This is a genomic window from Pseudomonas muyukensis (assembly GCF_019139535.1).
Taxonomy (GTDB): domain Bacteria; phylum Pseudomonadota; class Gammaproteobacteria; order Pseudomonadales; family Pseudomonadaceae; genus Aquipseudomonas; species Aquipseudomonas muyukensis.
Window position 1 is genome coordinate 3,444,047 of record NZ_CP077073.1, and the last position, 25,953, is coordinate 3,469,999.

A 25,953-nucleotide genomic window follows, 5' to 3' on the forward strand; every position below is an offset into this window, starting at 1 on the left:
GATAACCCCGGCATTATCGCATCTGCGGGCCCTGCCGGGGCGTTATTGTCGCGCCATGCGCCGGCGGTACTGGCGGGTGCGCGCGGCATCGGTCCATTGCTGGCGCAGCAACGCCCACCAGGGGGCCACCTGCGGGTCGGGCGCCTTGGCCTCGCTCAATTGGCGCAACTGGAACTTGACCATGGCCATGTTGCCCAGCGAGGCCAGCGCCTTGTTCTTCCAGGTGATCGGCCGCAGCGCTGGCACCGCGTCCCTGCCCGCGCGCCACGCCTGGGGCAAGGCCGGGTCGATGGCCAGCGCGGTGCCGATGCCGACCATCTCCACGCCGCTGTGCACCACCTGCTCGGCAATCGGCCGGCGGCGGATCCCGCCGGTGACCATCACCGGCATGTTCGCCACCGCGCGAATATCCTTGGCGAACTCCAGGAAATAGGCCTCACGCGCCAATGTCCGGCCATCCCGGGCCTGGCCCTGCATCGCCGGCGCCTCGTAGCTGCCGCCGGACAGCTCCACCAGGTCTACCGACAAGCCGTTGAGCAGGCCGACCACCTGCCTGGCATCGTCGGCACTGAAGCCGCCGCGCTGGAAGTCCGCCGAGTTGAGCTTGACCGCCACGGCAAAGCCCGGCGCCACCACCGCGCGCACCGCCTTGACGATTTCCAGCAGCAAACGCGCGCGGTTTTCCAGCGAGCCGCCCCACTGGTCGGTACGCTGGTTGGTCAGGGGCGAGAGGAACTGGCTGAGCAAGTAGCCGTGCGCGGCATGGATTTCGACCCCGGTAAAGCCCGCCTGCTCCGCCAACCGGGCGGTGTTGGCGAAGCGCCGGATCACCTCCTCGATCACCTCGGCCGTCATCGCCTGCGGCGTGGCGAAATGCTTGGACATCTTGCCCAGGTCCAGCGCCACGGCCGACGGCGCCCAGGTCACCTGGCCCAGGTTGGCGCGCATCTGCCGGCCAGGGTGGTTGATCTGCAACCAGAACTGCGCGCCCTTGGCCCGCCCGGTGGCGGCCCACTGGCGAAAGCGCGGCAGTTGCCGGTCATCCTCCAGCACCACCCCGCCCGGGCCGGTCATGGCGCGGTTGTCGACCATGACATTGCCGCTGATGATCAGCCCGACGCCGCCCTCGGCCCAGGCCTGGTACAGGCGCATCAATTGCGCGGAGGGGGCATGCTCGGCGTCGGCCATGTTTTCCTCCATGGCGGCCTTGGCAATGCGGTTGGGGATGATCGAGCCATTGGGCAGGGTCAGGGGGGAGAACACGTCCATCGACAGTACCTCAGCGAGTTGGTACGGCGACCTTAGCCTTGAAGTCAACTTTAAGGTCAAGCCCGCCACAGCGAAAAACTTGACCATTGACTCTCAAGTTGGGTTGAACGTTAGGGTGCAGGTGCAGTGACTTTCCTTCTCGCTTCGTCAAGCACGCCCTGGAGAACCGCAACGTGAAACTTGGACCTGTCGCCGCCCTGGCCGGCGCCCTGCTGGCCCCTGTCAGCCATGCCGCCAACGGCATCCCCGAGCACGCCGACACCACCCTGATCGACATCGCCGGGCACCCCGTGCCGGTGCTAAAGGGCGGGCTGTACGAGCGCTATCGCTCCAACCCGCCGCTGTCGGTGATCCACCAACAAGCGCCGGAGCTGGACCTGAGCTGGTTCAAGGGGTTGCAAAAGACCCAGGTCGACATGGGCTTTGCCTCCTACTCGCCGAACTTCTACTACCAGAACAGCCGTATCACCGCGGTGTACACCGCCGACCTCGAACGCCTGCGCGCGCTGATGCCCGCCGAGGTACTGGCCCAGGTGCAGCCGCTGCAAGTGTGGCCAGGCCGTGGCCTGGTGGCGCTCACCGCCTACAGCTATGACTATTGCGACAACGACAGCTACAACGAAATCGCCCTGTCGATCATCACCAACACGCCGGGCAAGTCGAACTTCGGGCCGTTCACCCTGGTCGGGCAATCGCTGTCCAAGGACTTCTGGGGCTATGTCCTCAAGCTGCCGGTGAACACCGAATTGGCGCGGGTGCGCGGCGTGGTCGGCTACAACCTGCCCAAGTGGCTGACCCCGATCAACCGCCGCGAGGACACCGCCGCTGTAACCTACGACATCCTCGACGCACAGACCGGCAAGCTCGATGTGCTGATGCGTGGACGCAAGCTGCAGGGCCTGTCCGATGAGCCGGAGCTGGTGACCAACAGCTTCACCAACCTCGATCACCAGGGGCGGTTGGCCTATGGCTACGCCACCTCGCGGCAGACCGCCCATGCCTCGAGCATGAGCGCCGACGCGGTGGAGCTGGTGCTTGGCGATGGCAGCCTGGCGCAGTACATCCGTGAGCTGCAGTTGGGGCGGATGCTGAAGTACGAGTATGTGCCAGCGTTCCAGAGCGCGCTGTATGCGCCCAAGCCGTTGGCGGCGTTGCACGCCGACAACTGACGCCACAGGGCCGCGTTGGGCCCCTGGCTCAACGCCCTGCCTTGTCCTGGGCGATCTCTTCACGCAGGCGCTCCAGCACCCGCTGCGAATTGTCCACGCAGGCCATCCCTTCGGGCTTGCTCTCGATGCCTTCGATCACCAGCAGCAACTGCGCCTTGTTGCGCGCCAGGCGCTCCTGCAACCGCTCGATCTCCTCGACCTTGCGCTTGAGCCCGCCAAGCAGTTCATCGTGCTGCCAGCCCTTGGCCCTGGCTGGCAGCAAGTGGCGGATTTCATCCAACGAGAACCCAGCGGCCTGGGCGTTGGTGATCATCTCCAGTACCCACACCGTGTCGGCATCGTAGGCACGATAACCATTGGCCTTGCGCTGCACCGGCTGGATCAGCCCGCTGGCCTCGTAAAACCGAATCCGCGACGGGGCAAGGCCTGTGACCTTGGCCAGTTCACCTATTCTCATGCGTCACCTTGCAATGCGATTGACCTTGAAGTGCACTTTAATCCTAGAGTTACCCGGCGGCCAAGCGATGGCCCACCCTCATGAGCAGCACCCCTCGATAACAGGAGACGCGAAATGGGATACGTCACGACGAGCGAAGGCATCGACCTGTTCTACAAAGACTGGGGCCCACGCGATGCCCAGGTGATCTTTTTCCACCATGGCTGGCCCTTGAGCGCCGACGACTGGGACGCGCAGATGCTCTACTTCGTCGCCCAGGGTTACCGGGTGGTCGCCCACGACCGCCGCGGCCACGGGCGTTCCAGCCAGGTCTGGGATGGCCATGACATGGACCACTACGCCGATGACGTCGCCGCCGTGGTCCAGCACCTGGGCGTGCGTGGCGCGATCCATGTGGGCCACTCCACCGGCGGCGGCGAGGTAATACACTACCTGGCCCGCCACCCCGAGGACCCGGTGCCCAAGGCGGCGATCATCGCCGCGGTGCCGCCGCTGATGGTCAAGACCGCCAGCAACCCCGGCGGTTTGCCCAAAAGCGTGTTCGATGACCTGCAGGCGCAGCTCAAGGCCAACCGCGCGCAGTTCTACCACGACATCCCGGCGGGGCCGTTCTACGGCTACAACCGCCCCGGCGCCAAGGCCGACCAGGGCGTGATCCTCAACTGGTGGCGCCAGGGCATGATGGGCTGCGCCCAGGCGCATTACGACGGTATCGTCGCCTTCTCCCAGACCGACTTCAGCGAAGCGCTCAAGCAGGTGAACATACCGGTGCTGGTGATGCACGGCGACGACGACCAGATCGTGCCTTACCAGAACTCGGGGCCGCTGTCGGCCAAACTGCTGCCCCAGGGCACGCTGAAGACCTACGCCGGTTTCCCCCATGGCATGCCGACCACCCATGCCGAGGTGATCAATGCCGACTTGCTGGCGTTCTTCCGTAGTTGATACAGGAGTAGGCTCGCAACCGCTGTAGGCGCCGGCGCCGCCGGGGCCATCCTGCGCGGCGCCTGGCTGTCAGTTTTTACCTGAGGTTCGGGCGTTGCGGCTGGCCTGCTCCAGCGCCCGGGCGAACACCCCGCGCTGCTGTTCGTCGAACTCGACCAGGAACAGCTCGGCCACCGATTGCTCGTACACCTGCCACATCTGCTTGCGCAGCGCCCGGCCACTGGGGGTGATCCGGGCGATCGCGCCGCGGCCGTCGTCCAGCGCCTTTTCCCGGGTGACCAGGCCTTCCTTTTCCAGCCGATCGACCAGGCGTGTCAAGTTGTAGCGCTCGATCGCCATGGCGTCGGCCAGCTCGTGCATGCGCCGCGCGCCATCCTGGCCGCTCTCGATCCCCCACAAGGTGTCGTACCAGGCATAGGACGGCAGTTTCTGCTCGGCCAGGCGCCGTTCGATCTCGCGGATCAGGCAGCGGTGGGCACGGATGAAGCTGTACCAGAGGTCTGGCGCGGGGGTGGTCATGATCTCTCCAAGGGCTTTTCGTTGCAGTTGCAATGATACCGTCGTCAGCGTTAGATTCAATTGCAACTGCAACGACATCCGCTGCCGGAGATGCCCGGCCCCTGCAACAAGGAGCGTTACCATGACCCCGCAACATGCCCTGCGTGATGAAGACCCCCAGGAAACCCGCGAGTGGCTCGACTCCCTCGCCTCGGTGGTGGAAGCCGAGGGGCGCCCCCGGGCGCACTACCTGATCGACCGCCTGCTCGAATTCGATGTGTCGCGCCATGGCGACTTCCATGGCCGGGTCACCACGCCCTATGTCAACAGCATCCCGCCCGAGCGCGAACTGCCCTACCCTGGCGACCTGGCCATCGAGCAGCGGCTCAATGCCTATATTCGCTGGAACGCCCTGACCATGGTGCTGCGCGCCGGCCGGCATTCCGGGGTTGGCGGGCATATCGCCACCTATGCCTCGGCAGCGGTGCTGTATGACGTGGGCTTCGAGCACTTTTTCCGCGGTCGCAGCGACAGCTTTGCCGGCGACCTGGTGTACATCCAGGGGCATTCCGCGCCGGGGATCTATGGCCGCGCCTACACCGAAGGGCGCTTGAGCGAGGCCCAGCTGGACAACTTCCGCCGCGAGACCGACCGCGACGGCCTGTCGTCGTACCCGCACCCACGGCTGATGCCCGACTTCTGGCAGTTCCCCACGGTGTCCATGGGCCTGGGCCCAATCACCGCCGCCTATCAGGCGCGCTTCATGCGCTACCTGGAGAACCGCCAGCTCAAGGCGCACCAGGGGCGCAAGGTGTGGGCCTTCCTCGGCGATGGCGAGATGGACCAGCCCGAGTCGCTGGCGGCGATCTCCCTGGCCGGTCGCGAGCGGCTGGACAACCTGATCTTCGTGGTCAACTGCAACCTGCAACGCCTCGACGGCCCGGTGCGCGGCAACGGCAAGGTGATCCAGGAGTTCGAAGGCCTGTACCGCGCCGCCGGCTGGAACGTGATCAAGGTGGTCTGGGGCAGCGGCTGGGATGCGCTGCTGGCCAAGGACCACAGCGGCCTGCTGCAGCAACGGATGATGGAATGCGTCGACGGCGAGTACCAGACCTACAAATCGCAGAATGGCGCCTATGTGCGCGAGCATTTCTTCGGCAAGTACCCCGAGTTGCTGGCCCTGGTCAGCGACCTGTCCGACGAGCAGATCTGGAAACTGGCCCGTGGCGGCCATGACCCGGTCAAGGTGTACAACGCCTACGCCGCGGCCATGCGCACCACCGGCCGGCCCACGGTGATCCTGGCCAAGACCGTCAAGGGCTTCGGCCTGGGCGAGGCCGGCGAGGCGCAGAACATCAACCACCAGTTGAAGAAGATCGGCGCCGATGCGGTCAAGGCCTTCAGCGACCGCTTCGGCCTGGCGCTGGACGACACGCAACTGGGCGAGCTGCCCTACCTGCGCCCGGCACCGGACAGCCGCGAAGCCGAGTACCTGCGGGCGCGGCGCGCCGCGCTGGGCGGCCAGGTGCCGGCGCGCCATGCCCAGGTGGCGGCGCTCAAGGTGCCGCCGCTGGCCGCGCTCGAGGCGCAGCTCAAGGGCACCGGCGAGCGGACCATCTCCACCACCATGGCCTTCGTGCGCATCCTCAGCACCCTGCTCAAAGACCCCGAGATCGGCCGCCTGGTGGTGCCCATCGTGCCGGATGAATCGCGCACCTTCGGCATGGAAGGCCTGTTCCGCCAGATCGGCATCCATTCCGCCGTCGGCCAGCTGTACACGCCCCAGGACGCCGGCACGCTGTCGTACTACAAGGAGAGCGTCGACGGCCAGATCCTCCAGGAAGGCCTCAACGAATCAGGCGCCACCTCGTCGTGGATCGCCGCCAGCACCGCCTATGCCAACCATGGCGTGATGACCGTGCCGTTCTATATCTTCTACTCGATGTTCGGCTTCCAGCGGGTCGGCGACCTGCTGTGGGCGGCCGGCGATGCCCGTGCCCGGGGCTTCCTGCTGGGCGCCACTTCCGGGCGCACCACCTTGATGGGCGAAGGCTTGCAGCATGACGATGGCCACAGCCATGTCATGTCGGCCACCGTGCCGTGCTGCATCTCCTACGACCCGACCTACGCCTACGAGCTGGCGGTGATCGTGCAGGACGGCCTGCGGCGCATGTACCAGGAACAGGAGGATGTGTACTACTACATCACCCTGCTCAACGAAAACTACCCGCACCCCGACCTACCCGTCGGTGCCGAGGCGAACATTCTCAAGGGCTTGTATCGCCTGCCCATCGAGCACAAGGTGCGTCCAGGTCGGCATGTCCAGCTCGCTGGCAGCGGCGCGATCCTGCCCGAAGTGATCGCCGCCGCCGAGATACTGGCCAACGACTACGAGGTCAGCAGCGAGCTCTGGAGCGCCACCAGCCTCACCGAAGTGCGCCGCGAGGCCCAGCAGGTGGAGCGCTGGAACCTGCTGCACCCGCTGGACACGCCCAAGCTGCCGTTCGTCACGCAGTTGCTGCAGGCCCATGCAGGGCCGCTGGTCGTCGCCACCGACTACATGAAGATCCACGCCGAGCAGATTCGCCCCTGGGTCGGTGCGCGTCGCTTCGTCCCCTTGGGCACCGATGGTTTTGGCCAGTCCGATACCCGCGAGGCGCTGCGCCGGCATTTCGAGGTGGACCGGCAGTTCATCGTGCTGGCAGCGCTCAAGGCCCTGGCCGACGATGGCGCGTTGCCGCGCGAGGTCGTGGCGCAGGCGCTGGAGCGCTTGCAGATAGCGGTGGACAAGGCCGACCCGGCCCGCGTCTGAATAGGCGATGGCCGTTTCCCGTCAAGCTTGCTGGGGCTGTATTGCAGCCCCGGCAAGTTCAACGCTAGGCTCTGTATGAACAGTCTTGAGACGAAGGTCAGGCAAGGCGAAAGCAGCCGAGCAAGCGCAGTGTACTGGCGTACATGAGCATGGCGAGGCGGTTTTCAACGCAGCATGAACGAGTATCAAGGCTTTTCGTACAGAGCCTAACGACAGATCTGCAAACTTTAAACTTATTTACACATTCCCCCTAGACACTTACACCCTCTCAACATGCATTAAAATTCTTTCACTAAAACCCCCTCAAACTGTCTGATCTGTTAATTGAATTAATTGTTTCCCCCGCCGACAATCAGTCGCCGGCCAGCCTTGGTCGGCACTTGCCTTGCTGTGCCCGCCCAGGCGCAGACGCCTGTTACCAGGGGCTACGCCCCTCGACCTCAGTTAAATGCTTAGTTGAGGCCAAACTTTTCACACAACTTTTACATCACCCCAAGTGATGTAAAGCAGGCAACTCATTGCCGAGGAAACTTATGAACGCCCCCGCCATTAGTGCGACCATCACCTTCATCCCACCGCACGAATGCATTCTGCTGACGGGCGCCACCGGCTTTCTCGGGGGCTCGGTGGCCGCCCAACTGATCGCCAGTGGCCATGGCCCGGGCCTGCTCTTCCTGGTCCGCGCGCAAACGCCTGAGCAAGGCCTGCAACGCCTGCGCGACAACCTGCGCCAACACGGTGTCAGCGCAGCCCAGAGCAGGGCCCTGAGCGAGCAGCAGATCATCCTCGGCGACTTCCTCGACACCGCCTGGCTGGCTCGCGAAACCCCGCGCCTGATGCAAGTCGACCGGGTAATCAACTGCGCCGCGGTGGCCTCGTTCTCGAAGAACCCGACCATCTGGCCGGTCAACGTCGAAGGTACCTTCGCCTTTGCCCAGGTGCTCAGCCGCTCGCCACGCCTCAAGCGCTTCCTGCATGTCGGTACCGCCATGTGCTGTGGCCCACAGCGCGAATCGCCGATCAGCGAATCCTGGGAATTCCCCGAGGCCGAGCAGCAACTGGTGGACTACACCGCGTCCAAGGCCGAGATCGAGCAGCGCATGCGCCAAGCGCTGCCCACCCTGCCGCTGGTGGTGGCGCGCCCCTCCATCGTGGTCGGCCACCGCAGCCTGGGCTGCCAAGCCTCGGGCAGCATCTTCTGGGTATTTCGCATGGGCTTTGCCCTGGAAAGCTTCACCTGCGGCCTGGACGAGCAAATCGACGTGATCCCGGTGGACTACTGCGCCGAGGCGCTGATCGGGCTGACGCTCAAGCCGGCGCTGGGCCATGACCTGTACCACATCTCCGCCGGCCATGGCTCGGCCTGCACCTTCGCCGAGATCGACGAGGCCTTTGCCCTGGCCAACGGCGCCCAACCGGTAGGCGAGCGCTACCGCAAGGTCGAGCCGGACGACCTCAAGTCCCTGGCCAGCAGCTTCGCAACCCGCATCGGCCCGGCCAACCCACGCCTGGTGCTGCGTGCGCTGCGCCTGTACAGCGGCTTCGCCGACCTCAACTACCTGTTCGACAACAGCCGCCTGCTCGAAGAAGGCATCGCGGTGCCGCCGCGCTTCACCGACTACCTGGATGTCTGCGTGAAGTCCTCCAGCGGGGTGAGCATCGCCACGCAGATGCAGGCGGATTTCAAGTAAGCCTGGGGTTGCCGGCGCCTACAGGGGCTGGTCTTGCCGGCAGGCTGTGGGTGCGATGACAGCCCCAGACCAGCGTGCTAGCCTCCGCACGCTCCGGTTCACGGGGCGGTACGTGGTTCGTTCAAGGAGTCAGGCAATGGACCTGCAGTTTCTAGGCACCTCCTCCGGGGTGCCCACCAAGGCCCGCAACGTCAGTGCCACCGCGGTCATCGAGGCCAGCGGCAGCCGCTGGTACCTGGTCGACTGCGGCGAGGGCACCCAGCACCAGTTGCTGCACAGCCCGCTTTCGCTGCGCGAGCTACGCGCCATCTTCATCACCCATGTGCACGGTGACCATTGCTTCGGCTTGCCAGGCTTGCTGGCCAGTGCCGGCATGTCCGGGCGCAAGGAGCCCTTGTTGCTGGTGATGCCCGCGGCGTTGCAGGCGTGGGTCCGCCAGAGCCTGGCGGTCAGCGCAAGCTACCTGGCATTCGAGCTGCAGTTCACCGACCTGGAGACCTTCACCGGGATGGCATTCGACAATGTGCAGATCAGCGCCTTGGCGCTGTCGCACCGCGTGCCGTCCTGGGGCTTTGTGTTCGAGGAGAGCGACCCCGAACCCCGGCTGGACACCGCCCGGCTGCGTGCCGAAGGCATTGCGCCGGGGCCGCTATGGGGGCAACTGGCCCACGGCCAGGCCGTCGAGCATCAGGGGCGCACGCTCGATCCGCGCCAGTACCTGCTGGCCACGCGCCCGGTGCAACGCTTTATCGTTTGCGGCGACAACGACCAGCCGCAGCTGTTGGCCGAGTGGGCGCGGGATGTCGATGTGCTGGTGCACGAAGCGACCTTCACCCAACCGGTGATCGAGCGCGCCCAGGGCAGTTTCGGCCATAGCACGGCCGCCGCGGTGGCGCGCTTTGCCGAGGCGGCCGGGGTCAGGAACCTGGTGCTCACGCATTTCAGCGCCCGCTACCAGGACAAGGGCGGGCGCGGCAGTTCGATCGAGGAGGTGCGCGAGGAGGCGCGCGCGTGTTACCGCGGGCACCTGACCCTGGCGCGGGATCTGCGGCGGTATCGGTTGGGGCGGGACGGGGTGTTGGTGGAGGTGGAGTGAGGGGGTGAAGGGGTTCGCCGTTAGCGATGCAGCGCCTATGAAACCGAGCGCCGCGTGGGCGGCGCTCGATCTGATAGGCGCCGCATCTGTAATGGCGAACTCCTCCCAGGCGCAACATCTGCTGTGGCGAACGCTTTCCCATCTCAATGGCGCTGCATCCCCACCTCCACTCCCGCCGCCAGGCAATAACGATCCCGCCCCTGGCGCTTGGCCTGATATAACGCCGCGTCCGCCGCCGCCATCAGGTTCTCCGGGGTCACCTCCTCCACCGTCGGTGCCCCCACCGCAATCCCGGCGCTGGCCGACACCAGCCCCAGCGGGCTGCCAGCGTGCGCCATGCCCTGGCGGCGCAGCAGCGCCAGGATCTCCTGGACGATCTGGGTCGCCCCCTGGGCATCGGTATTGGGCAACAGCAAGGTGAACTCCTCGCCACCATAACGCACCGCCAGGTCCCCTGGGCGCTTCAGCGCCTGGCGCAACACCTCGGCGAAACGCCGCAGGCACTGATCACCGGCGGGGTGCCCGTAGCGGTCGTTGTAAGCCTTGAAGTAGTCCAGGTCGAGCATTACCAGCGCCAGGGCATGGCCCTGGCGGCGCGCCCGGCGGATTTCTGGCTCGAGCACCGCATCCAGGCGCCGACGGTTGCCCAGGCCGGTCAGGCTGTCGGTCAGCGCCAGGGCCTTGAGGGTCTGGTGCGCCTGGTGCAGCGCGCGCTCGATGACGATCCGCTCGCGCAACTGGCGCAGGACGATCCAGCCGAAGCCGGACAACCCGATCAACAGCAGCGCCAATACCAGCACCGACTTGAACATGTCGTGCCGCCACGGGGCGATGATCGATTCGCGCGACAGGCCTGCCTCCACCACCAATGGATAGCTCGACAAAGCCCGGAAGCCATACAGCCGCGGCGTGCCGTCGACCACCGCCACCGCTTCGACCACCCCCTCGCTGGCGTAAGGCAGGTACTTGCGGAAGATGTCGCTGGCCGACAGATTGCGGCCAATCACCTGTTCGACGAACGGTCGGCGCACGAGGATGGTGCCGTCGCGCTTGGCCAGCACCAGGGCGCCCCGCTCGTCGATCTTGAAATCGCCGTAGTAGCGCACGAACCAGTCGACCTTGATGGTGCCCAGCAGTACCCCGGCGAAGCTGCCGTCCGGGTGGTCCAGGCGCCGCGAGATGGGGATGATCAAGTCGCCGGTGGAGCGGCTGCGCACCACCGAGCCGATGCGTACCTGGCGGTCGGCATGGGTGCGGTGGTAGATGAAGTAGTCGCGGTCGGCATTGTTGGCATTGGCCGGCACCGCGTCCTTGTCGGTGACGATCCAGCTGCCGTCGGCGCCATACACGAACAAGCCATGCAACTGCGGCATGATCTGCGCCTGCTGCTTGAGCAGCGCGTGCAGGCGTGGGCGGTCGATATGGGCGAAACCGTCACCCTCCAGGCGTTCGGACAACGCGGCGGTGATCGCGTCGACCTGGCGAATGGAATCCTCGGCGTGCTGAGCCGTGGCGCGAGACAAGTTGCTCACGGCGTTCTCGGCATTGATGAAGACCTGGCGATAGTCGCGCCAGATCCGCCAGCCCTCGACCAGCACGAAGGCGAGCATCACCACCGCCATGAAACTCAGGATCAGGCGGAACAACGACACCGCGCGGCCCTCCCCCGTCACCGGGAAGACACCGTCGTCGGTCTGTTTCCTGGCTGTGCGCATTGAAGTCCCTTGTCATCGAGCGTTTGCCGCAAATGACTATAGTTCAGCGGCGCTTGGGCGTGCCCATGGCAATCCACGCCGGCGCGTGATCGCTGGCGTGCGCCTCGTTGCGCACCCAGGCATCGACACCTGCGTCCTTGAGGTAGGGCGCTAGCGCTGGGTTGAGCAAAAGATGATCGATCCGCAGCCCGGCATTGCGCGGCTTCGAGTGGCGCAATGTTGCGTTCGACACTCATGGGCCTCGGCCATCTTTGACGGTGTGAGCCTGTCGTGGCGGGCATCGTTCAAATCAAGCGAAAAAATTAAACCTTTGCCCGCGCCCCATGCTCAACCGTACGCGACACTGAGGTCGCGCCAACGGATAAGGAGTCACAGATGAGCAATCTTTTTCTCAAGCGGGTCGGGCTTTCCCTGGTACTCGGCGCGGTGTCGATGCAAGCCATGGCGGCCTCTTCCAACGACTTTGTCGATACCGCCATCGAGTCCGGGATCGCCGAGGTGGTAACCGGCAAGCTGGCCCTGGACAAGAGCAAGGACGCCGAGATCAAGACGTTTGCCCAACAGATGGTCAGCGACCATACCCAGGCCAACCAGAAGCTTGGCGACATCGCCCGCCAGCTGGACATCAGCGTGCCTGACGAAGCCGCGCTGACCGACAAGGTCAAGAAGATGATCCTCGAGTGGCGCGACGAATCGTTCGACCGCTCCTACGTCAACAACCAGGTCCAAGCCCATGAAAAGGCCGTGGAACTGTTCAAGAAAGAGGCCAGCACGTCCGACAAGCCCGAGCTCAAGGCCTTTGCCAGCGAAACACTGCCCAAGCTCGAAGAGCACCTGAAACATGCCAAGGCACTTCAGGCCAAGCACGGAAAGTGATGGCTGGCCTGCTACTGGAGGATTTATGAGCAACGATCCCCTGCGTACAGAAGTACTGACCCGCCTGCTGCATGCACACCCGCAAGGGTTGGGCAAGGAACTGCTGGACAACTATCGAGGCGAAAAAGCCGTGGCGGGCATGCTCCAGACACTGCAAGGAGAAGGCCTGATCCAGGATGGCAGCGTGAGCATCGAAGGTGAGCATGTACTGAGTGTCGCCTACCCGATCAAGCTCTCGGCTGCCGGGGTCGAAGCCGCCAGGCGCGTGGACGGCGGATCGCTCGGCGCAAGCTGAAGGTGGACACGCCGGCCGTGGCTGCATGGCATGCACCGACCGTTTGAATAGGCCGAGTGATGGGTGGGCGTCGGCTGGCCCAGCAGGGTCAGCCCGCTCCCACCTCGCAGATACTTGAAAGCGGGCGCCCTGGATCAACGATCTTTTTCACTGTCTCTGGGCGGCTTGGCTGGGCCTTGAGGATCTATCTGCGGATCCTCCAGATCGGGCGAATCCGGATCGAAGCCAAGGTCGGTTTGCTCCGTGGCCTGTTCTGTGGAGTGTGGCCCTTGACCAGGCTGAAGGGGCGGGCATGGAGGGTTGCGCTGTTCGCTCATGGTAAGTGCTCCGAAGGATGTCCTTCAAAGAAAACACCGGCCCCCAAAAGTTTGATCGATATGCCGGGCGGTATCAGCGTTGCTCGCAAGCGGCCAGTCGCCGGCGCATTTCCTCGCTCGCGCCCTGGGCCTGGGCAAGCATGGCGCGCAGCCCCTGTACCTGGGCATCGCGCTGTTCCAGCTGCTGGGCCAGCACGCCCTGTTGCGCCAGGGCCTGGCGCTGCTCGGCGAGCAGTCGCTCGTTGGCGCGATTGAGCTGGGTCGACTCCTGCTGATGGGCCAGCGCGCCCTGCTGCAAGGTCTGCAACTGCCCTTGCAACTGCCGCACCTGGGTATCGATGCGGCGCTGTTCCTGGTCGCGCTGGGCGCGGTACAGCTCGAGCGCTTCGCGGGCATCACGGTGCTTGGCTTCCAGGGAGTGGACCTGCCCGTCCTTGTCGGCCAGGCGCAGTTGCACCTCGCCCAGCGCTTGCTTGAGGCTGGCGCTGCGCAACTGCTCGGCCTGCAACCGCTCCTGGGCCGTTGCCAGTTGCCGCGCCTGGGCCTCGTTGTGCTGGTGGGCGGTGGCAAGGGCACGCTGGGCCAATGCCAACTGCGCCTGCAACTGCTCGCCTCGTTGCTTGAGCGCCGCTTCGCCAGCCTCGACCCGCGCCTGCCCTTCTGCCTGCAGTTGGCTGGCCAGTTGTTCGACCAGCTTGGCCAGCGGCTGGCTCAGGCAGGCCGTGCCTTCAAGCCCAAGCTTGGGCTGCTGGCCGAGTTCGCGCAGGTAGCGATGGATGGTGGTCTTCGAACCGGTATTGCCCAGCTCGATACGTACCGCATCGATACTGGGGTGTACGCCACGGGCCAGTAGCGCATCGCGTGCCCGCTCCACTACGCCTCTATCTATCCCGGCCCTGGCCATTCGTCACTCCGCTTTAGCATACCGTGGTATGTAACATGTAATACGTGACGAATGATGAACCTAAGGCCCGCACAATTCAATACACCTCAGCCCTCGAGCCCCTCGAGAAAATCCACTGTCGGCACGAAGAACAACCCACCGGTCACCGCCCGGCTGTAGTCCAGCAAGCGGTCATAGTTGCCCGCAGGCTTGCCGACGAACATGTTTTCCAGCATCTGCTCGATGGGCGCTGGCGATCGGGCATAACCGATGAAATAGGTGCCGAACTCCCCCGCGCCGGGGCGGCCGAAGGGCATGTTGTCGCGCAGTATCTTGATTTCCTGGCCACCCTCCTCCAGGGTCGTCAGCGAACTATGGGAGCAACTTGGCTTGGTCGCAGCATCCAGTTCGATATCGGAAAGTTTGGTCCGGCCGATGATATGTTCTTGCTCGTGGGTGGATAATGCCTCCCACCCGGCCATGTCATGCAGGTACTTTTGCACCAGCACGTAACTGCCACCGGTGAAGTTGCGATCTTCTTCGCCCACCAGGGTGAACTTGGCCACTTCCCGTGGCCCGGGGTTTTCGGTGCCATCGACGAAACCGATGATGCTGCGCATGTCGAAGTAACGAAAGCCCTGCACTTCATCGACCACGGTCACCGCCGCGCCGAGGCGCTTGAGCACCAGTGCGGCCAGTTCGAAACACAGGTCCATGTGCTCGGCACGAATATGCAAAAGAATATCCCCCGGCGTCGCCAGCGCCTTGCGCTGGCCGCTGCCGAATTCGCGAAAAGCGTGCAGCGAAGCGGGCTGCGGCGCACCGAACAGCGCCTGCCAGGCCGCCGCGGCAAAGCCGATCACGCACGACAGATTGCCCGTCGGCACCCGCTTGCCCACCGAGCGGACCAACCCGCCCAGGTCGCCGCACAAGGCTCGCACCTGTTCCCGGGCCGATTCGCCGGGGTTGAGTGTGGCCACCAGGAAGATTGCGCTGCGGGTCACGGCACTGTCGACGGCCTGGGATTCGATGTCGTGGACATCCATGGCATTCATACCTCGAGAAAAAGGTGGAGAAACTTCGGATTCTTGCGCTGCATTCAACGAGTTGAATACCATGACAACCGCTGTGGTATAGCACAGTTGGATATCACGCTAATGCGTGATCGATAATATCTATCAACTCATCCACGCTATCGATTTGACTGCGTCAAATTGCCTCAGCTAACGTGCCGTCCTGTTCGAAGTTGCTACAGAGATAGCCGTTGCCCGGTCCTTGAATCACTCCCCGCTGTACGTCCCTGCGCCCTGTTGTTCAACCCACTATTGTGGCGAGCCTCGTGCCATCGCCGCTTTCCTTGCGTTCGAGTTGCCAAATGTCCGTCATTGCCCCGTCCCAGATCACCGAGCTCGTCATCGCAGCCGGTGTGAAGAAAGCCCATCTGCCCACCCGCGCCACGTTGATCCTGGGCTTTCTTGCTGGCGCGTTCATTTCGCTGGGGTTCCTCCTGGCGATCCATGTCAGCACCATGATCCCTGCGCAATGGGCCTCATTCGGCAACCTGTTGGGCGCCGCGGTGTTCCCCATCGGTTTGATCCTGGTGATCCTGGCCGGGGGTGAACTGCTCACCGGCAACATGATGAGCCTGCCACTGGCGATGTTCGCCCGGCGTATCGGCCTTGGCGCGGTGGCGCGCAACTGGCTGCTGGTGACCCTCGCCAACCTGGCGGGCGCACTGTTCGTGGCCTGGTGCTTCGGCCACCTGCTCGGCCTTACCGAAGGCCCCTACCTGGGCAAGACCCTGGCCGCGGCAACCAGCAAGGCCGGCGCCGACTTCGTCCATGCCTTCGTCTCGGGCATCGGCTGCAACTGGCTGGTGTGCCTGGCGGTCTGGCTGTCCTATGCCAGCCGCGAAATGAGCGGCAAGATCCTCGGCATCTGGTTCCCGATCATGGCCTTCGTCGCCATCGGCTTCCAGCACGTGGTGGCCAACATGTTCCTGATCCCGGCGGCGATCTTCGCCGGCTACCTGGACTGGGCCCAATTCGGCCACAACCTGCTGGCGGTGTTCCTGGGCAACGCGGTGGGCGGGGCGATCTTCGTCGGCCTGGCCTATTACGTTTCCTATGGTGCGTCGGGGCAAGAACAGCAAGCCCTGCAATAACCCCCTCCTGTTCAGGTGAATTGCGCCGAGCCGCAATTTACTTAACATCTTCATGAGGCGCATGATGCCGGAACCTTGTTCGAGGTTCTGGCATCTGCCGCATTCCCGCCGTCACCAGCTCATCAATGGCTGGCACCCTCGATCAAAACCCTGGCAGCCCCAGGCAAGACACCTACCGATCGTTAGGTGCTCAATGCCGGTCACAGCCAGCGCTTGTGCAAGCCCTGCTTTCCAATAATTCCAACTGTCCAGGCTGCGCCATGATCAACATCGAAACGCCTACCTATTACACCGCGACCAAGAAATACAACTTGAGCTTCCCGACCCTGGAAAGCGATATCGACGCCGATGTGGTGGTGATCGGTGGCGGCTTCTCGGGCATCAACACCGCCCTGGAGTTGGCCGAAAAAGGCATCACCAACGTCGTCGTGCTCGAAGCCCGCTACCTGGGTTTCGGTGGCACCGGGCGCAACGGCGGGCAGATCATGGCCGGCATCGGCCACGACCTGGAGAAGATCAAGAGCAGCGTCGGCGACCAAGGCCTGCGCGAAATTTTCGAGATCAGCGAGCTGGGCGCCGGCATCATCAAGGACCGCATCGCCCGCTACGCCATCGACGCCGACTTCTGCCACGGCTACGGCTACATGGGCTTCAATGCCCGCCAGGCCAAGACCCTGCGCGCCTGGGAAAAGGACTTCAAGGCCATCAACGGCAAGGATGAGATCCGCTTTCTCGGCGGCTCGGAGGTCAAGCAGATCATCGGCTCCGAGGCCTACAGCAGCGCCCTGCTGCACATGGGCGGCGGCCATGTGCATTCGCTGAACCTGCTGCTTGGCGAGGCCCAGGCCCTGGTCGGCCATGGCGCGCGAATCTTCGAACACAGCCCGGCCCTGCAAGTGCACTACGGCGAGCGCATCACCGTGCGCACCGGACGCGGCTCGGTCAAGGCCAGCAAGCTGCTGTGGGCCTGCGACAGTTTCCTCAACAAGCTCGAACCCGAGCTGCACGCGCGTACCGTCAACACCTATGCCTTCCAGCTGATGAGCGAACCGCTGAGCGATGAGCTGATCCAGCGCATCAGCCCGATCCGCGGTGCCTACAGCGATATCCGCCCGGTCATCGACTATTACCGGGTGACCCGCGAGAACCGCCTGCTGTTCGGCGCCGCCACGCCCTTCGTCGAGCACATCCCCAAGGACCTGAAGGCCTGGAACCGCAACCTGATGCTGAAGATCTTCCCTTATCTGAAGGACGTGCGCATCGACCTGGCCTGGGGCGGACCGATGGCCACCAGTGCCAACCTGTTCCCGCAGATCGGCACCCTGAGCAATCGCCCCAACGCCTTCTACGTGCAGGGCTATTCGGGCTTCGGCGTCACCCCCAGCCACATCATTTGCAAGATTCTCGCCGAGGGCATGAGCGAAGGCTCCAGCCGCTACGACCTGATCAGCTCGGTCAAGCACGCCCGCATCCTCGGCAAGGACCATATCCGCCCACTGCTGCTGACCGCCGGCAAGACCGTGCATCAGTTGTCGGGCTTCTTCAACGGCCGCCGTTGAGCCCTTTCATCCGACCAGGAGATCCATCATGACCCTTACCGCCGTCCGCCAGGGTGTGCAACTGTCCGAACTCGACGCCTGGGGCACCGTTGCCGACCTTGGCTCGACCATCCTCGAAGGCGAGGTCAAGTGCTACGGCAAGATGACCCACGGCGCACCGAGCGACCCGGTCAGCAGCGCCTATTTCGGCACCACCCAGGGCAAGTTCCGCATGGTCTATCCGTTCAGCGAGCAGGCGGTGATCGTCACCGGCGAGATCCAGCTGACCGATGAAGCCACCGGCCAGGTCACCCGCTACAAGGCCGGCGATGCCTGGTTCGTGACCAAGGGTACGGCGGTGCTGTGGGAGGTGTTGAGCGAGACCTTCGTCAAGCATTACCTCGCTGTCGCCTGATAGCGTTCGCCACAACCCCTGCAGCGCCTATCAGATCGAGCGCCGCCCGCGCGGCGCTCGGTCTGATAGGCGCTGCAAGGCTATCGGCGCACCCCCTCGAACGCCTTGCCCCCTCACCGCCCCACCATCAACGCCATGGCCCGATAATCCTTCGGCGACTGCTCGAACTGCTTCTTGAACGCCCGGCTGAAATGCGCCGAATCGGTGAACCCCCACTTATAGGCAATCGAGGTGATCGACTCGCGCTTGAGAAACGGGTTGGCCAGGTCGTCGGCGCTACGCTTGAGCCGTGAACGCTGGATATACCGGCAGACACTGTCCCCCTCCTCCTCGAACAACCGGTACAGGTGGCGTACCGAGATGCTCAGGCGCTCGGCCAGGTTGGCCGGGGTCAGCCCCGGCTGGCCCAGCGACTCGTCTATGACCTTCTGCACATAGCCGCGCAGGTTCGTCCCAGCGAGCCCCGACAGCGCCCCGGGATCATCCCCGCTGCGCTCGAAGCCCGGCGCCAGCAAGGCGATGAACGCCGACTGCAAGGCTTCGCCCTGGGCATCACCGCTCGCGTCGCCCTCACGGCACAGCTGGTCCATCAACACGTGCAGCATGCGCCCGCAGGCATTGGTCGAGGAGATCTTGCCGAAGGTTGCCCCGGGTCCGCTCAGGTGCTTGCGCACCTGTTCACGGGACAACGACAGCGAGACGTGCTCGATCAGGCCGAACGGGGTGATCTCGCACGGCCCTACCGAATCCATCAGCAGCAGCTCACCGGGCGCCAGCTGGATGCTGATGCCATCCTGGGTGATCCGCGAATAGCCCATGCGCTGGCTGACCAAAAAGCAGTGCTGGTCGTCGTCGCAGTCGGCCTTGTCGCCCATGCGGCGAATATTGCCGGCGTTGGTACGCAGGTTGGCCAAGGCCAGGCCGGCGCGATTGAAGGTGCAAATTTCACCGATGAACAGTGAGCGGTTGAACGCAAGCTCGGTCTGGAAGCGACCGCAGACCTGCTGCATGGCGCTGGTCCAGCGCTCCAGGCCGTCGACGACCAGGTGTGCGCTGTGCGGTGAAGCGGGCTGGGGCATGGGCATGGCGACCTCCACACGCAACGATTGTTGTTATGGAGTAATTGTTAACATGTTATCTATAAAGGTACAACCTCTCCCAGGAACACGCCCCCTTTGTAGGAGCGGCCTTGTGTCGCGAATGGGCTGCGGATTTCAGCACCCAGCGAGATCGCAGGGGCCGCCATGCGGCCCTTCCCGACCGATCCGACGCCTCCCCCACAAAGGGCCGCATTGGCTTCAAAGGGCTTGCAGGGTATCTGCCAACACGTCGAACGCCCGCCACAGCAGGCGACGCTGTTCGGTGTCGAGGGGAATGTAACGACGCAAGGCGGGCATGCGGTTGACCACCTCGCTGGCGCCCATGTGCTCCAGGGTCACCCGCCACTCACCCTCGTCGCAGTCGATGACCAGGCGCTTGAAGTCCAGCGGCATCAGCATGGCGTCAACCTTGCCGAGGCGCGCCTTGAGCGCCTCGAACAATACCGGGTCGCCGCCCCGCAGGCGGCACGCCAGGCCGCTGCGGCGAAGTACGCCGGTATGCTGTAACTCGACGCGCAGAGTCCCCTGGTTGTGGGCAGGCACGCGCAGGATGAACTCGCACATCACCAGGTGCATCAGCAGGTGGCTCTCGGTGCGTTCGCGCACCTCGATACGTGGACCATCCTCGCGGTAGGAAAAACGGCTGAGATCCGCAACCCCGAGGTTGCGCGCCAGCCGCTGCAAGGTCGCCCCTGGCCGGTACCCGGCCGGGGCGCGCGGCGCGGTCAGGCGCTCAAGCCAGCTTGCCGACATGCTGCACCTGCTCGCTGATGGCCTGGCCGGGTTCGGCGGCGAATGCCTCCTCCAGCACCTCTTCGACCCGCGCCGGCTTGAACGGATTGACCTTCTGCACGCACAGGGTCCAGAACAGCGCATAGGCCGCCGTGGCACCGAGCATCACGGCAAAGGGGATATAGACTTCGGCAGGGTTCATGCCCGGTGGCGTGATGAACCACATGCCCAGCAAGATACCGATGCTGGAGACGATCTGCGGCAATGGGAACAGCGGCGAGCGGTAGGCACGCGGCAGGTCCGGGCGGCGGATGCGCAGCAGCACCACCGACAGGGTCACCAGCAGGTATGCGGTGCTCCAGGCGCACACCGCCGCCAGCACCAGGTGCAGGATGTTGTCGGTGTTGCCGCCCAGGTACCAGGCGTGCAGGCACGGAACCAGCGCCACCACCAGGATGCACAGCAGCGGCGTCTTGAAGCGTGGATGCAGGTAGCTGAACACCTTGGGCAGCGCGCCATCCACCGCCATGCCGTAGAGAATCCGCGGCACGCCGGCCATCAGCGTGTTGATGGTGGCGGCACCGGCGAACAACAAACCGATGCCCAGCCATACCGGGCCGATATCGCCCATCACCTGCTCGGCGAAGCGTGGAATGGCCATGGGCGTGTCCAGCAGGTGCACGCCGCTGGCGGCGTCGAGCACCACGTTTTCCACCTGGCGCTTCATCGCCGCGCCGTAGATGAACATGCAGCTGGCCACGCCGAACAGGCCCAGGGCCATGGCCTTGGGCATCACCCAGGCCGAGCGCTTGAGCTCCGGGGCCAGCGGGGTGACGAACTCGCAGCCGACGAACATGAACATGGCCATGCCCACCAGCGAGAGGATGGTCATCAGGTCGGTGCCGACCAGCGACACACCGAACGGCCCATCCAGTTCCACCGCCGGCGCGGCAAGCAGGCCGAGCACGCCGAACACCATCAGCGTGGTCCACATGCCGAAGGTCAGCACCACTTCGGCGCGACCGAAGGCGCTGACGCCAAAGGCGTTGAGCACGCCGAACACCAGCACGAAGCCGACCCCCAGCAACCAGGAGCCGCCGGCCGACTCGGCCAGGGTGTTGAGGTGCTCGAAGTTCACCAAGGCCATTACCCCGGACAGGATGGTCTCGGCGGTGCCGGCGAACACATGCACGATCAGGTACGCCGACAGCGTGCCGGTGATGGCGAAGAAACGGCCCAGGCCGCAGTTGATGTAGTCGTACACCGAACCGGTGGTCGGCAGGATCGCCGCCGCCTCGGCAAAGGTGGTCGACTGGGCCAGCATCATCACCGCGGCGATCACCATGGCCACGGCGAAGGCGCTGCCGCCGATGCCGAAGCCCATGGTCGCGGTGAGGATCACGGGGCTGGCCATGATCAGGCCGACAGTGCTGGCCAGCGCGGTAGGAAAACCGACGCTGCCGCGGTTGAGGTGCTCGGTGAGCTTATTGTTGATTGTCATGGCTGGGCCCTGGATGGACGAGGGAAAGATGACTGCTTGGCCCGCGCGCCGCAAGTGCTGGCGCGTGTCGGGTCGACCTGGTCACTTTGCGGCCTCGTAGCTGGCGGGTCTTGCCATTGCCTGCCGCCGGCCTTGACCGGTGCTGCCAGGGGCTGGGAGCACGTCTTGCGGCGCCTGTCAGATCGAGCGCCGCGCGGGCGGCGCTCGATCTCATAGGCGCCACCACTCCCCCGCCAAGCCCCCTACACTCAACCCTCCATCCGCCCATGGGGCAAGACCCTCGAATACCCCCCCTGGTGGTAGAGCAGCGGCGAGCGCCCCAGGTCATCGAAGGCCAGCACCCGGCCGATGAGGATCCAGTGGTCACCGCCATCGATCTGCTGGAACTTCTCGCAGCGAAACCGTGCCGAGCACCCCGGCAGCAACGGTGCGCCCCCCTCGCCGCTCTCGTGCTCGATTCCGGCGAAGCGGTCGTCGCCGGGCCGGGCGAAGGTGTTGGACAGCTCGACCTGGTCGACGGCCAGGACGTTGACGGCGAAATGCCCGGCGGCCTCGAACACCGCATGGCTGCGCGAGCGCTTGTCGATGCTCCAGAGCACCAGCGGCGGATCGAGGGACACCGAGTTGAAACTGTTGGCCGTGACGCCCACCTTGCGCCCCGCGGCGTCGCTGGCAGTGATCACGGTAACCCCGGTGGCGAAGTTGCCCAGGGCGCGGCGGAAGGCGCGGCTATCGAAAGGAGTGGCCATGCAAGGCTCCATGCTGGTTGTCGGTCTGGGCCGGGGCGGTTGTCCCGGCCACGCTCAGCGGTCGCGGCTCAGGTCATCGCAGGATCCGGCTCCAGGCCCATCAACTCGCGGCCGAGGATCTGCGCGCAGACGTCGTAGTCGGTGTAGGCATGGGCCCCGGTCATGTGCGCATCGCGAAACAGCCGCTGCATTTCGTTGCTGTCGAACCAGGCGCCGCCGCCGGCCGCCTCCATCAGCCGGTCCACCGCCTGGATGCACAGCTTTACCGCATAGCCCTGGTTGGTGCGCCAGAACGCCAGCTCGGTGCGGGTCGGGTACTGGTGCCGGGCACTGTAGTCGGCGATCTGCTCCCAGCTCTTTTCCAGCAGCGCCCGCGCCGCGGCCACCTGGTGGGTCGACTCGGCCAGGCGCATCAGCGCTGGGGTGGCGGCGCCCACCGCAGCTCCGGTGTAGGCGCGCACGCGGTGGCGGGTCTTGTCCTTGAAGGCTTCGAGCATGCGCTCGGCGATACCCAGGCTGACGGTGGAGAACCCGCTGGCGAAATAGGGCCGGTAGGGGTTGAAGTAGATTGCGCTGTCCGGGTACAGGCCAAAGCCTGCCGAGGTGCCTTCCATCATGTCCCTGGCCCGCTGGATGCGGTGTTCGGGCACGAAAGCGCGATCGACGATCAGCGTGCGGCTGCCACTGGCGCGCAGGCCCGCCGCGTACCAGTCGTCACGGATCTGGTAGTCGCTGCGCGGCAGCACGGCGAAGCAATAGTCCTGGCCGCCATCACCATTGGCCCGGCGAAACCCCATGATCGCCCACTCGGCATGGTCGCAGCCACTGCTCCAGCCCATCTCGCCACTGAACCGCACACCGCCGTCGACCTCTTCGGTACGGCCGAACGGGGCGATGCTGCTGCTGGCGGTGGCGTCTGGGTCGCGCCCCCAGATTTCATCCTGCAAACGTGCCGGGAACATCGCCAGCTGGTGGCTGTGGGTGCACAGCAGGCTCATGGCCCAGGCGGTGCTGGCGCAGGCGCCGGCCAGCGCGGCGATGCATTCGGCGAACTGCGCCAGGCTGATCTCCAGGCCACCATAGTGGCGCGGCTGCAAGGCCCGATGCAGGCCGATGCCCTTGAGCAGGGCGATGTTCTCGGCGGGCACGCTGCGCGCACGCTCGGCCTGGTCGGCACGGGCGGCGATGGCTGGCAGCAGGGGCTTGAGGTCTTCGAGCAGGGCGTTTGGCTTTTTCATGGTCTGGCTCATTGTTATTGGACCGTGGCGGGGATGGGCCTGAAACAGGCTGCCCGCGAATGAATGCCGGATCAGTATGAGAGGCGGTCGGGGCCTGGAAAATGCAACTTCCGCAGCTCGCATTGCACTTTCCCAAGGGCTGGCAGGCTGGGTCATGGGGCTGGCATGGGCAGACAAGCAGCCGACGCCGCCAGCCCCGTAATCTGGCTGCGACCTGGGCCGCTGCGCGGCCCTTCGCAGGCCAACTGCCACAGGGACAGCATCCATTGCCCGGAGCCATAGCATGAGCGACATCCCCCTCCTACCCACCGTCAACGCCTTCCTGGCCCGCGACCACGGCCTGTACATCCATGGCCGGCACGTCGCCAGCCAAGCCAGTGGCCGCCTCGCCGTGCACAATCCGGCCAACGGCCAGGTCATCGCCCAGATCGCCGACGCCAACCAGGCCGACGTCGACCGCGCCGTCGATTCCGCGCGCCAAGGCTTTGCCGCCTGGTCGCGCACCAGCCCCGCCGCCCGCGCCGCCGTATTGTTGCGCCTGGCCGACCTGCTCGAAGCCCACCGCGAGGAACTGGCCCAGCTCGAGACCCTGCAATCGGGCAAGCTGATCGGCATCGCCCGGGCCTTCGAGGTCGAGCAGGCGGCGCACTTCCTGCGCTACTACGCCGGCTGGGCGACCAAGATCACCGGCCAGACCATCACCCCGTCGCTGCCCTCCTTCGCCGGCGAGCGCTACAGCGCCTTCACCCTGCGCGAACCGGTGGGCGTGGTGGCCGGTATCGTGCCGTGGAACTTCGCCACCATGATCGCCTTGTGGAAACTGGCCTCGGCGCTGACCACCGGCTGCAGCATCGTGCTCAAGCCCAGCGAGTTCACCCCGTTGACCCTGCTGCGCATCGCCGAGCTGGGCAGCGAGGCCGGGTTGCCGGCCGGCGCGCTCAACGTGGTGACCGGTGCCGGTCACGTTGGCAAGGCGTTGGTCGAACACCCCGGCACCGACAAGGTCTCGTTCACCGGTTCCGTGCCCACCGGCATCGCCGTCGGCCAGGCGGCCATGGGCGCCAAGCTGACCCGCGCGACCCTGGAGCTGGGCGGCAAGAATGCCGTGGCCTTCCTCCCTGACGTGGGCCTGGACAAGGCGGTGGACGGCATTATCGAGGCCGGCTTCCTGCACAGCGGGCAGATCTGCGCCGCGGGCGAGCGTTTCTATGTCCAGCGCTCGCGGCTCGAGCCCTTGCTCGACGGACTGGGCCAGCGCCTGGGGCAACTGAAGATCGGCTCGCCGCTGGACGAAACCACCCAGTTCGGGCCGGTGGCCAACAAGCCGCACCAGCAAAAACTCGGCGAGCTGTTCGCCACCGCCCGCGCCGAAGGCAACCGGATCGTCCACGGTGGGCGCCTGGGCGAGGGCCCGGGCTGCTTCGTCGAGCCCACGGTGATCCTTGCCAACCAGGCCAGCGACACCCTGCTCAACCAGGAAACCTTCGGCCCGGTGGCGACCTTCCTGCCCTACGATGACGAGGACGAGCTGCTGCACCTGATCAACGCCTCGCCCTATGGCCTGAGCGCGAGCCTGTGGACCAACGACCTGGCCAAGGCCATGCGCCTGATCCCCGAGATCCAGGCGGGTACCTTGTGGGTCAACATGCACACCCTGCTCGATCCGGCGGTTCCCTTCGGCGGCATCAAGGCCTCCGGCATCGGCCGCGAGTTCGGCTCGGCCTTCATCGACGACTTCACCGAGCTCAAGTCGGTGATGATGCGCTACTGACCGTGACCAGCACCGCCCAGGCGCTTGGTCGCTACTGCCTGCAAGCCTTCAGCCAGCAAGTGCCGGCGTCGCTGGCGGCGTTTTATCGGATCGACGCCGAGCAGCAGGCCTGCGACTTCCTGTTGCAGGACCTGCAGGCACCCATGCATGCGCGCTACCTGGCGCACTACCGGGCCTACGACCCGCTGCAACCGGGGCGCTGCCTGGCCATCGGCCAGCCGGTGGTGTCGCTGCGCCAGGGCCTGGCCTGCCTGCCCGAGGCCCAGGGCCAGACCTACCGACGCTTTCTGGCGCAACACCAGGTGGTGGATGTGGTGGAAATCATCGCCCAGGTCGATGCGCGCCCGGTGGCGGGGGTGTCGCTGTTGCGCTGTCCGGACCTGGGCCAGTTCCAGGCCGACGAACTCGAACGCCTGCTGCCGCTGCACGGCCTGATGCAGCTGGCCCTGGCCAGCCAAGCGCCGGCCCGTTGCGTCAGCCCTGAACTGACCCCAAGGGAACGGCAGATCGCCGAACTGCTGCGCCAGGGCTGCAGCAACAAGCTGATCGCCCGCGCGCTGGGCCTGGGCCTGCCGACCGTGAAGACCCACCTGATCAACCTGTTCCGCAAACTCGGCGTGAGCAACCGCACCGAGCTGGTGGCGCAGCTGTACCTGTGACTCAACCTTGCGGTTGATACCGTCGCGTGCGCCTGCGCTGCAACCTGTGGGTCTCTCAACCAC

Annotated in this window: 23 protein-coding genes and 2 pseudogenes; 12 read left to right on the top strand and 13 right to left on the bottom strand. The window is 65.1% G+C overall.

From position 1 onward, the window contains the following. Positions 1 to 42 precede the first annotated feature (42 nt). On the bottom strand, positions 43 to 1,269 hold the full coding sequence (locus KSS95_RS15415; RefSeq protein ID WP_217847941.1) for an NADH:flavin oxidoreductase/NADH oxidase family protein: 1,227 nt from the start codon (positions 1,267 to 1,269) through the stop codon (positions 43 to 45). 197 nt (positions 1,270 to 1,466) lie between these two features. Here KSS95_RS15415 and KSS95_RS15420 point away from each other — a divergent pair, with 197 nt between their 5' ends. Then, positions 1,467 to 2,438: an acetoacetate decarboxylase (ADC) gene (locus KSS95_RS15420; protein ID WP_437179616.1), complete on the top strand. Its 972-nt coding sequence runs from the start codon at positions 1,467 to 1,469 to the stop codon at positions 2,436 to 2,438. Positions 2,439 to 2,466: 28 nt separating this feature from the next. Here KSS95_RS15420 and KSS95_RS15425 read toward each other — a convergent pair whose 3' ends face one another. Further along, positions 2,467 to 2,895 (bottom strand): MerR family transcriptional regulator, encoded by a 429-nt coding sequence (locus KSS95_RS15425; protein ID WP_217847942.1) that lies wholly within the window; start codon positions 2,893 to 2,895, stop codon positions 2,467 to 2,469. A 114-nt stretch (positions 2,896 to 3,009) separates the two neighbouring features. Here KSS95_RS15425 and KSS95_RS15430 point away from each other — a divergent pair, with 114 nt between their 5' ends. Next, positions 3,010 to 3,840, top strand: a complete 831-nt coding sequence (locus KSS95_RS15430) for an alpha/beta fold hydrolase (protein ID WP_217847943.1) — start codon at positions 3,010 to 3,012, stop codon at positions 3,838 to 3,840. 69 nt (positions 3,841 to 3,909) lie between these two features. Here KSS95_RS15430 and KSS95_RS15435 read toward each other — a convergent pair whose 3' ends face one another. Continuing rightward, a complete protein-coding gene (locus KSS95_RS15435) occupies positions 3,910 to 4,359 on the bottom strand; it encodes a MarR family winged helix-turn-helix transcriptional regulator (RefSeq protein ID WP_217847944.1) in 450 nt (149 codons plus the stop codon). Positions 4,360 to 4,480: 121 nt separating this feature from the next. On the opposite strand from KSS95_RS15435, the gene aceE reads away from it, so the two are divergent. The 3 genes from aceE (at position 4,481) to KSS95_RS15450 (ending at position 9,937) form a co-directional block, all read left to right on the top strand. After that, on the top strand, positions 4,481 to 7,150 hold the full coding sequence (gene aceE / locus KSS95_RS15440) for a pyruvate dehydrogenase (acetyl-transferring), homodimeric type (protein WP_217847945.1): 2,670 nt from the start codon (positions 4,481 to 4,483) through the stop codon (positions 7,148 to 7,150). Positions 7,151 to 7,683: 533 nt separating this feature from the next. Then, positions 7,684 to 8,841, top strand: coding sequence for a cationic peptide resistance protein CprA (gene cprA / locus KSS95_RS15445; protein ID WP_217847946.1), 1,158 nt, complete (start codon positions 7,684 to 7,686; stop codon positions 8,839 to 8,841). A gap of 136 nt (positions 8,842 to 8,977) precedes the next feature. After that, the gene (locus KSS95_RS15450; RefSeq protein ID WP_217847947.1) at positions 8,978 to 9,937 is read left to right on the top strand and encodes a ribonuclease Z; all 960 of its coding nucleotides are present in this window, start codon (positions 8,978 to 8,980) and stop codon (positions 9,935 to 9,937) included. A gap of 143 nt (positions 9,938 to 10,080) precedes the next feature. Here KSS95_RS15450 and KSS95_RS15455 read toward each other — a convergent pair whose 3' ends face one another. Continuing rightward, complete coding sequence (locus tag KSS95_RS15455; RefSeq protein WP_217847948.1) at positions 10,081 to 11,652, bottom strand: sensor domain-containing diguanylate cyclase; 1,572 nt, start codon at positions 11,650 to 11,652, stop codon at positions 10,081 to 10,083. Positions 11,653 to 11,695: 43 nt separating this feature from the next. Then, positions 11,696 to 11,866, bottom strand: a pseudogene (locus KSS95_RS15460) (exodeoxyribonuclease III); the annotation flags it as partial. Between the two features lie 161 nt (positions 11,867 to 12,027). Between KSS95_RS15460 and KSS95_RS15465 the strand changes: the two are divergent. Both KSS95_RS15465 and KSS95_RS15470 read left to right on the top strand, forming a co-directional pair. Next, complete coding sequence (locus KSS95_RS15465; RefSeq protein ID WP_217847949.1) at positions 12,028 to 12,528, top strand: DUF4142 domain-containing protein; 501 nt, start codon at positions 12,028 to 12,030, stop codon at positions 12,526 to 12,528. Between the two features lie 25 nt (positions 12,529 to 12,553). After that, positions 12,554 to 12,823 carry a hypothetical protein gene (locus KSS95_RS15470; RefSeq protein ID WP_217847950.1) on the top strand — a complete coding sequence of 90 codons (270 nt, stop codon included), beginning with the start codon at positions 12,554 to 12,556 and terminating at the stop codon, positions 12,821 to 12,823. Between the two features lie 134 nt (positions 12,824 to 12,957). Here the strand turns inward: KSS95_RS15470 and KSS95_RS24595 are convergent, their stop codons facing one another. The 3 genes from KSS95_RS24595 to KSS95_RS15480 all read right to left on the bottom strand — a co-directional run bounded on the left by KSS95_RS24595 (position 12,958) and on the right by KSS95_RS15480 (position 15,069). Then, positions 12,958 to 13,140, bottom strand: a complete 183-nt coding sequence (locus tag KSS95_RS24595; protein WP_225935511.1) for a DUF6021 family protein — start codon at positions 13,138 to 13,140, stop codon at positions 12,958 to 12,960. 73 nt (positions 13,141 to 13,213) lie between these two features. After that, positions 13,214 to 14,044: a DNA-binding protein gene (locus KSS95_RS15475; protein WP_217847951.1), complete on the bottom strand. Its 831-nt coding sequence runs from the start codon at positions 14,042 to 14,044 to the stop codon at positions 13,214 to 13,216. An 86-nt stretch (positions 14,045 to 14,130) separates the two neighbouring features. Then, positions 14,131 to 15,069, bottom strand: a complete 939-nt coding sequence (locus tag KSS95_RS15480) for a Dyp-type peroxidase (RefSeq protein WP_217847952.1) — start codon at positions 15,067 to 15,069, stop codon at positions 14,131 to 14,133. A gap of 329 nt (positions 15,070 to 15,398) precedes the next feature. Between KSS95_RS15480 and KSS95_RS15485 the strand changes: the two genes are divergently transcribed. The 3 genes from KSS95_RS15485 (at position 15,399) to KSS95_RS15495 (ending at position 18,140) form a co-directional block, all read left to right on the top strand. Next, positions 15,399 to 16,187 carry a formate/nitrite transporter family protein gene (locus KSS95_RS15485; protein ID WP_217847953.1) on the top strand — a complete coding sequence of 263 codons (789 nt, stop codon included), beginning with the start codon at positions 15,399 to 15,401 and terminating at the stop codon, positions 16,185 to 16,187. 260 nt (positions 16,188 to 16,447) lie between these two features. Then, a complete protein-coding gene (locus KSS95_RS15490; RefSeq protein WP_217847954.1) occupies positions 16,448 to 17,746 on the top strand; it encodes an NAD(P)/FAD-dependent oxidoreductase in 1,299 nt (432 codons plus the stop codon). 28 nt (positions 17,747 to 17,774) lie between these two features. Continuing rightward, on the top strand, positions 17,775 to 18,140 hold the full coding sequence (locus KSS95_RS15495) for a cupin domain-containing protein (protein WP_217847955.1): 366 nt from the start codon (positions 17,775 to 17,777) through the stop codon (positions 18,138 to 18,140). Positions 18,141 to 18,253: 113 nt separating this feature from the next. On the opposite strand, the gene feaR is transcribed toward KSS95_RS15495, so the two are convergent. The 5 genes and pseudogenes from feaR to KSS95_RS15520 form a co-directional block, all read right to left on the bottom strand. Further along, positions 18,254 to 19,219 (bottom strand): transcriptional regulator FeaR, encoded by a 966-nt coding sequence (feaR, locus tag KSS95_RS15500; protein ID WP_217853997.1) that lies wholly within the window; start codon positions 19,217 to 19,219, stop codon positions 18,254 to 18,256. Positions 19,220 to 19,438: 219 nt separating this feature from the next. Next, on the bottom strand, positions 19,439 to 19,993 hold the full coding sequence (locus KSS95_RS15505; RefSeq protein ID WP_217847956.1) for a DUF3156 family protein: 555 nt from the start codon (positions 19,991 to 19,993) through the stop codon (positions 19,439 to 19,441). After that, positions 19,974 to 21,473, bottom strand: a complete 1,500-nt coding sequence (locus KSS95_RS15510; protein WP_217847957.1) for an APC family permease — start codon at positions 21,471 to 21,473, stop codon at positions 19,974 to 19,976. Before KSS95_RS15510 ends, KSS95_RS15505 begins: the two co-directional genes overlap by 20 nt. 257 nt (positions 21,474 to 21,730) lie before the next feature. Continuing rightward, positions 21,731 to 22,222: pseudogene (locus KSS95_RS15515) on the bottom strand (flavin reductase family protein); the annotation flags it as partial. Positions 22,223 to 22,290: 68 nt separating this feature from the next. Further along, positions 22,291 to 23,460 carry a p-hydroxyphenylacetate 3-hydroxylase oxygenase component gene (locus tag KSS95_RS15520; protein ID WP_217847958.1) on the bottom strand — a complete coding sequence of 390 codons (1,170 nt, stop codon included), beginning with the start codon at positions 23,458 to 23,460 and terminating at the stop codon, positions 22,291 to 22,293. 283 nt (positions 23,461 to 23,743) lie between these two features. Here KSS95_RS15520 and KSS95_RS15525 point away from each other — a divergent pair, with 283 nt between their 5' ends. Beyond that, positions 23,744 to 25,231 (top strand): aldehyde dehydrogenase family protein, encoded by a 1,488-nt coding sequence (locus KSS95_RS15525; protein WP_217847959.1) that lies wholly within the window; start codon positions 23,744 to 23,746, stop codon positions 25,229 to 25,231. 2 nt (positions 25,232 to 25,233) lie between these two features. Next, positions 25,234 to 25,890: a helix-turn-helix transcriptional regulator gene (locus tag KSS95_RS15530; RefSeq protein WP_217847960.1), complete on the top strand. Its 657-nt coding sequence runs from the start codon at positions 25,234 to 25,236 to the stop codon at positions 25,888 to 25,890. The last annotated feature ends 63 nt before the right edge of the window (positions 25,891 to 25,953 follow it).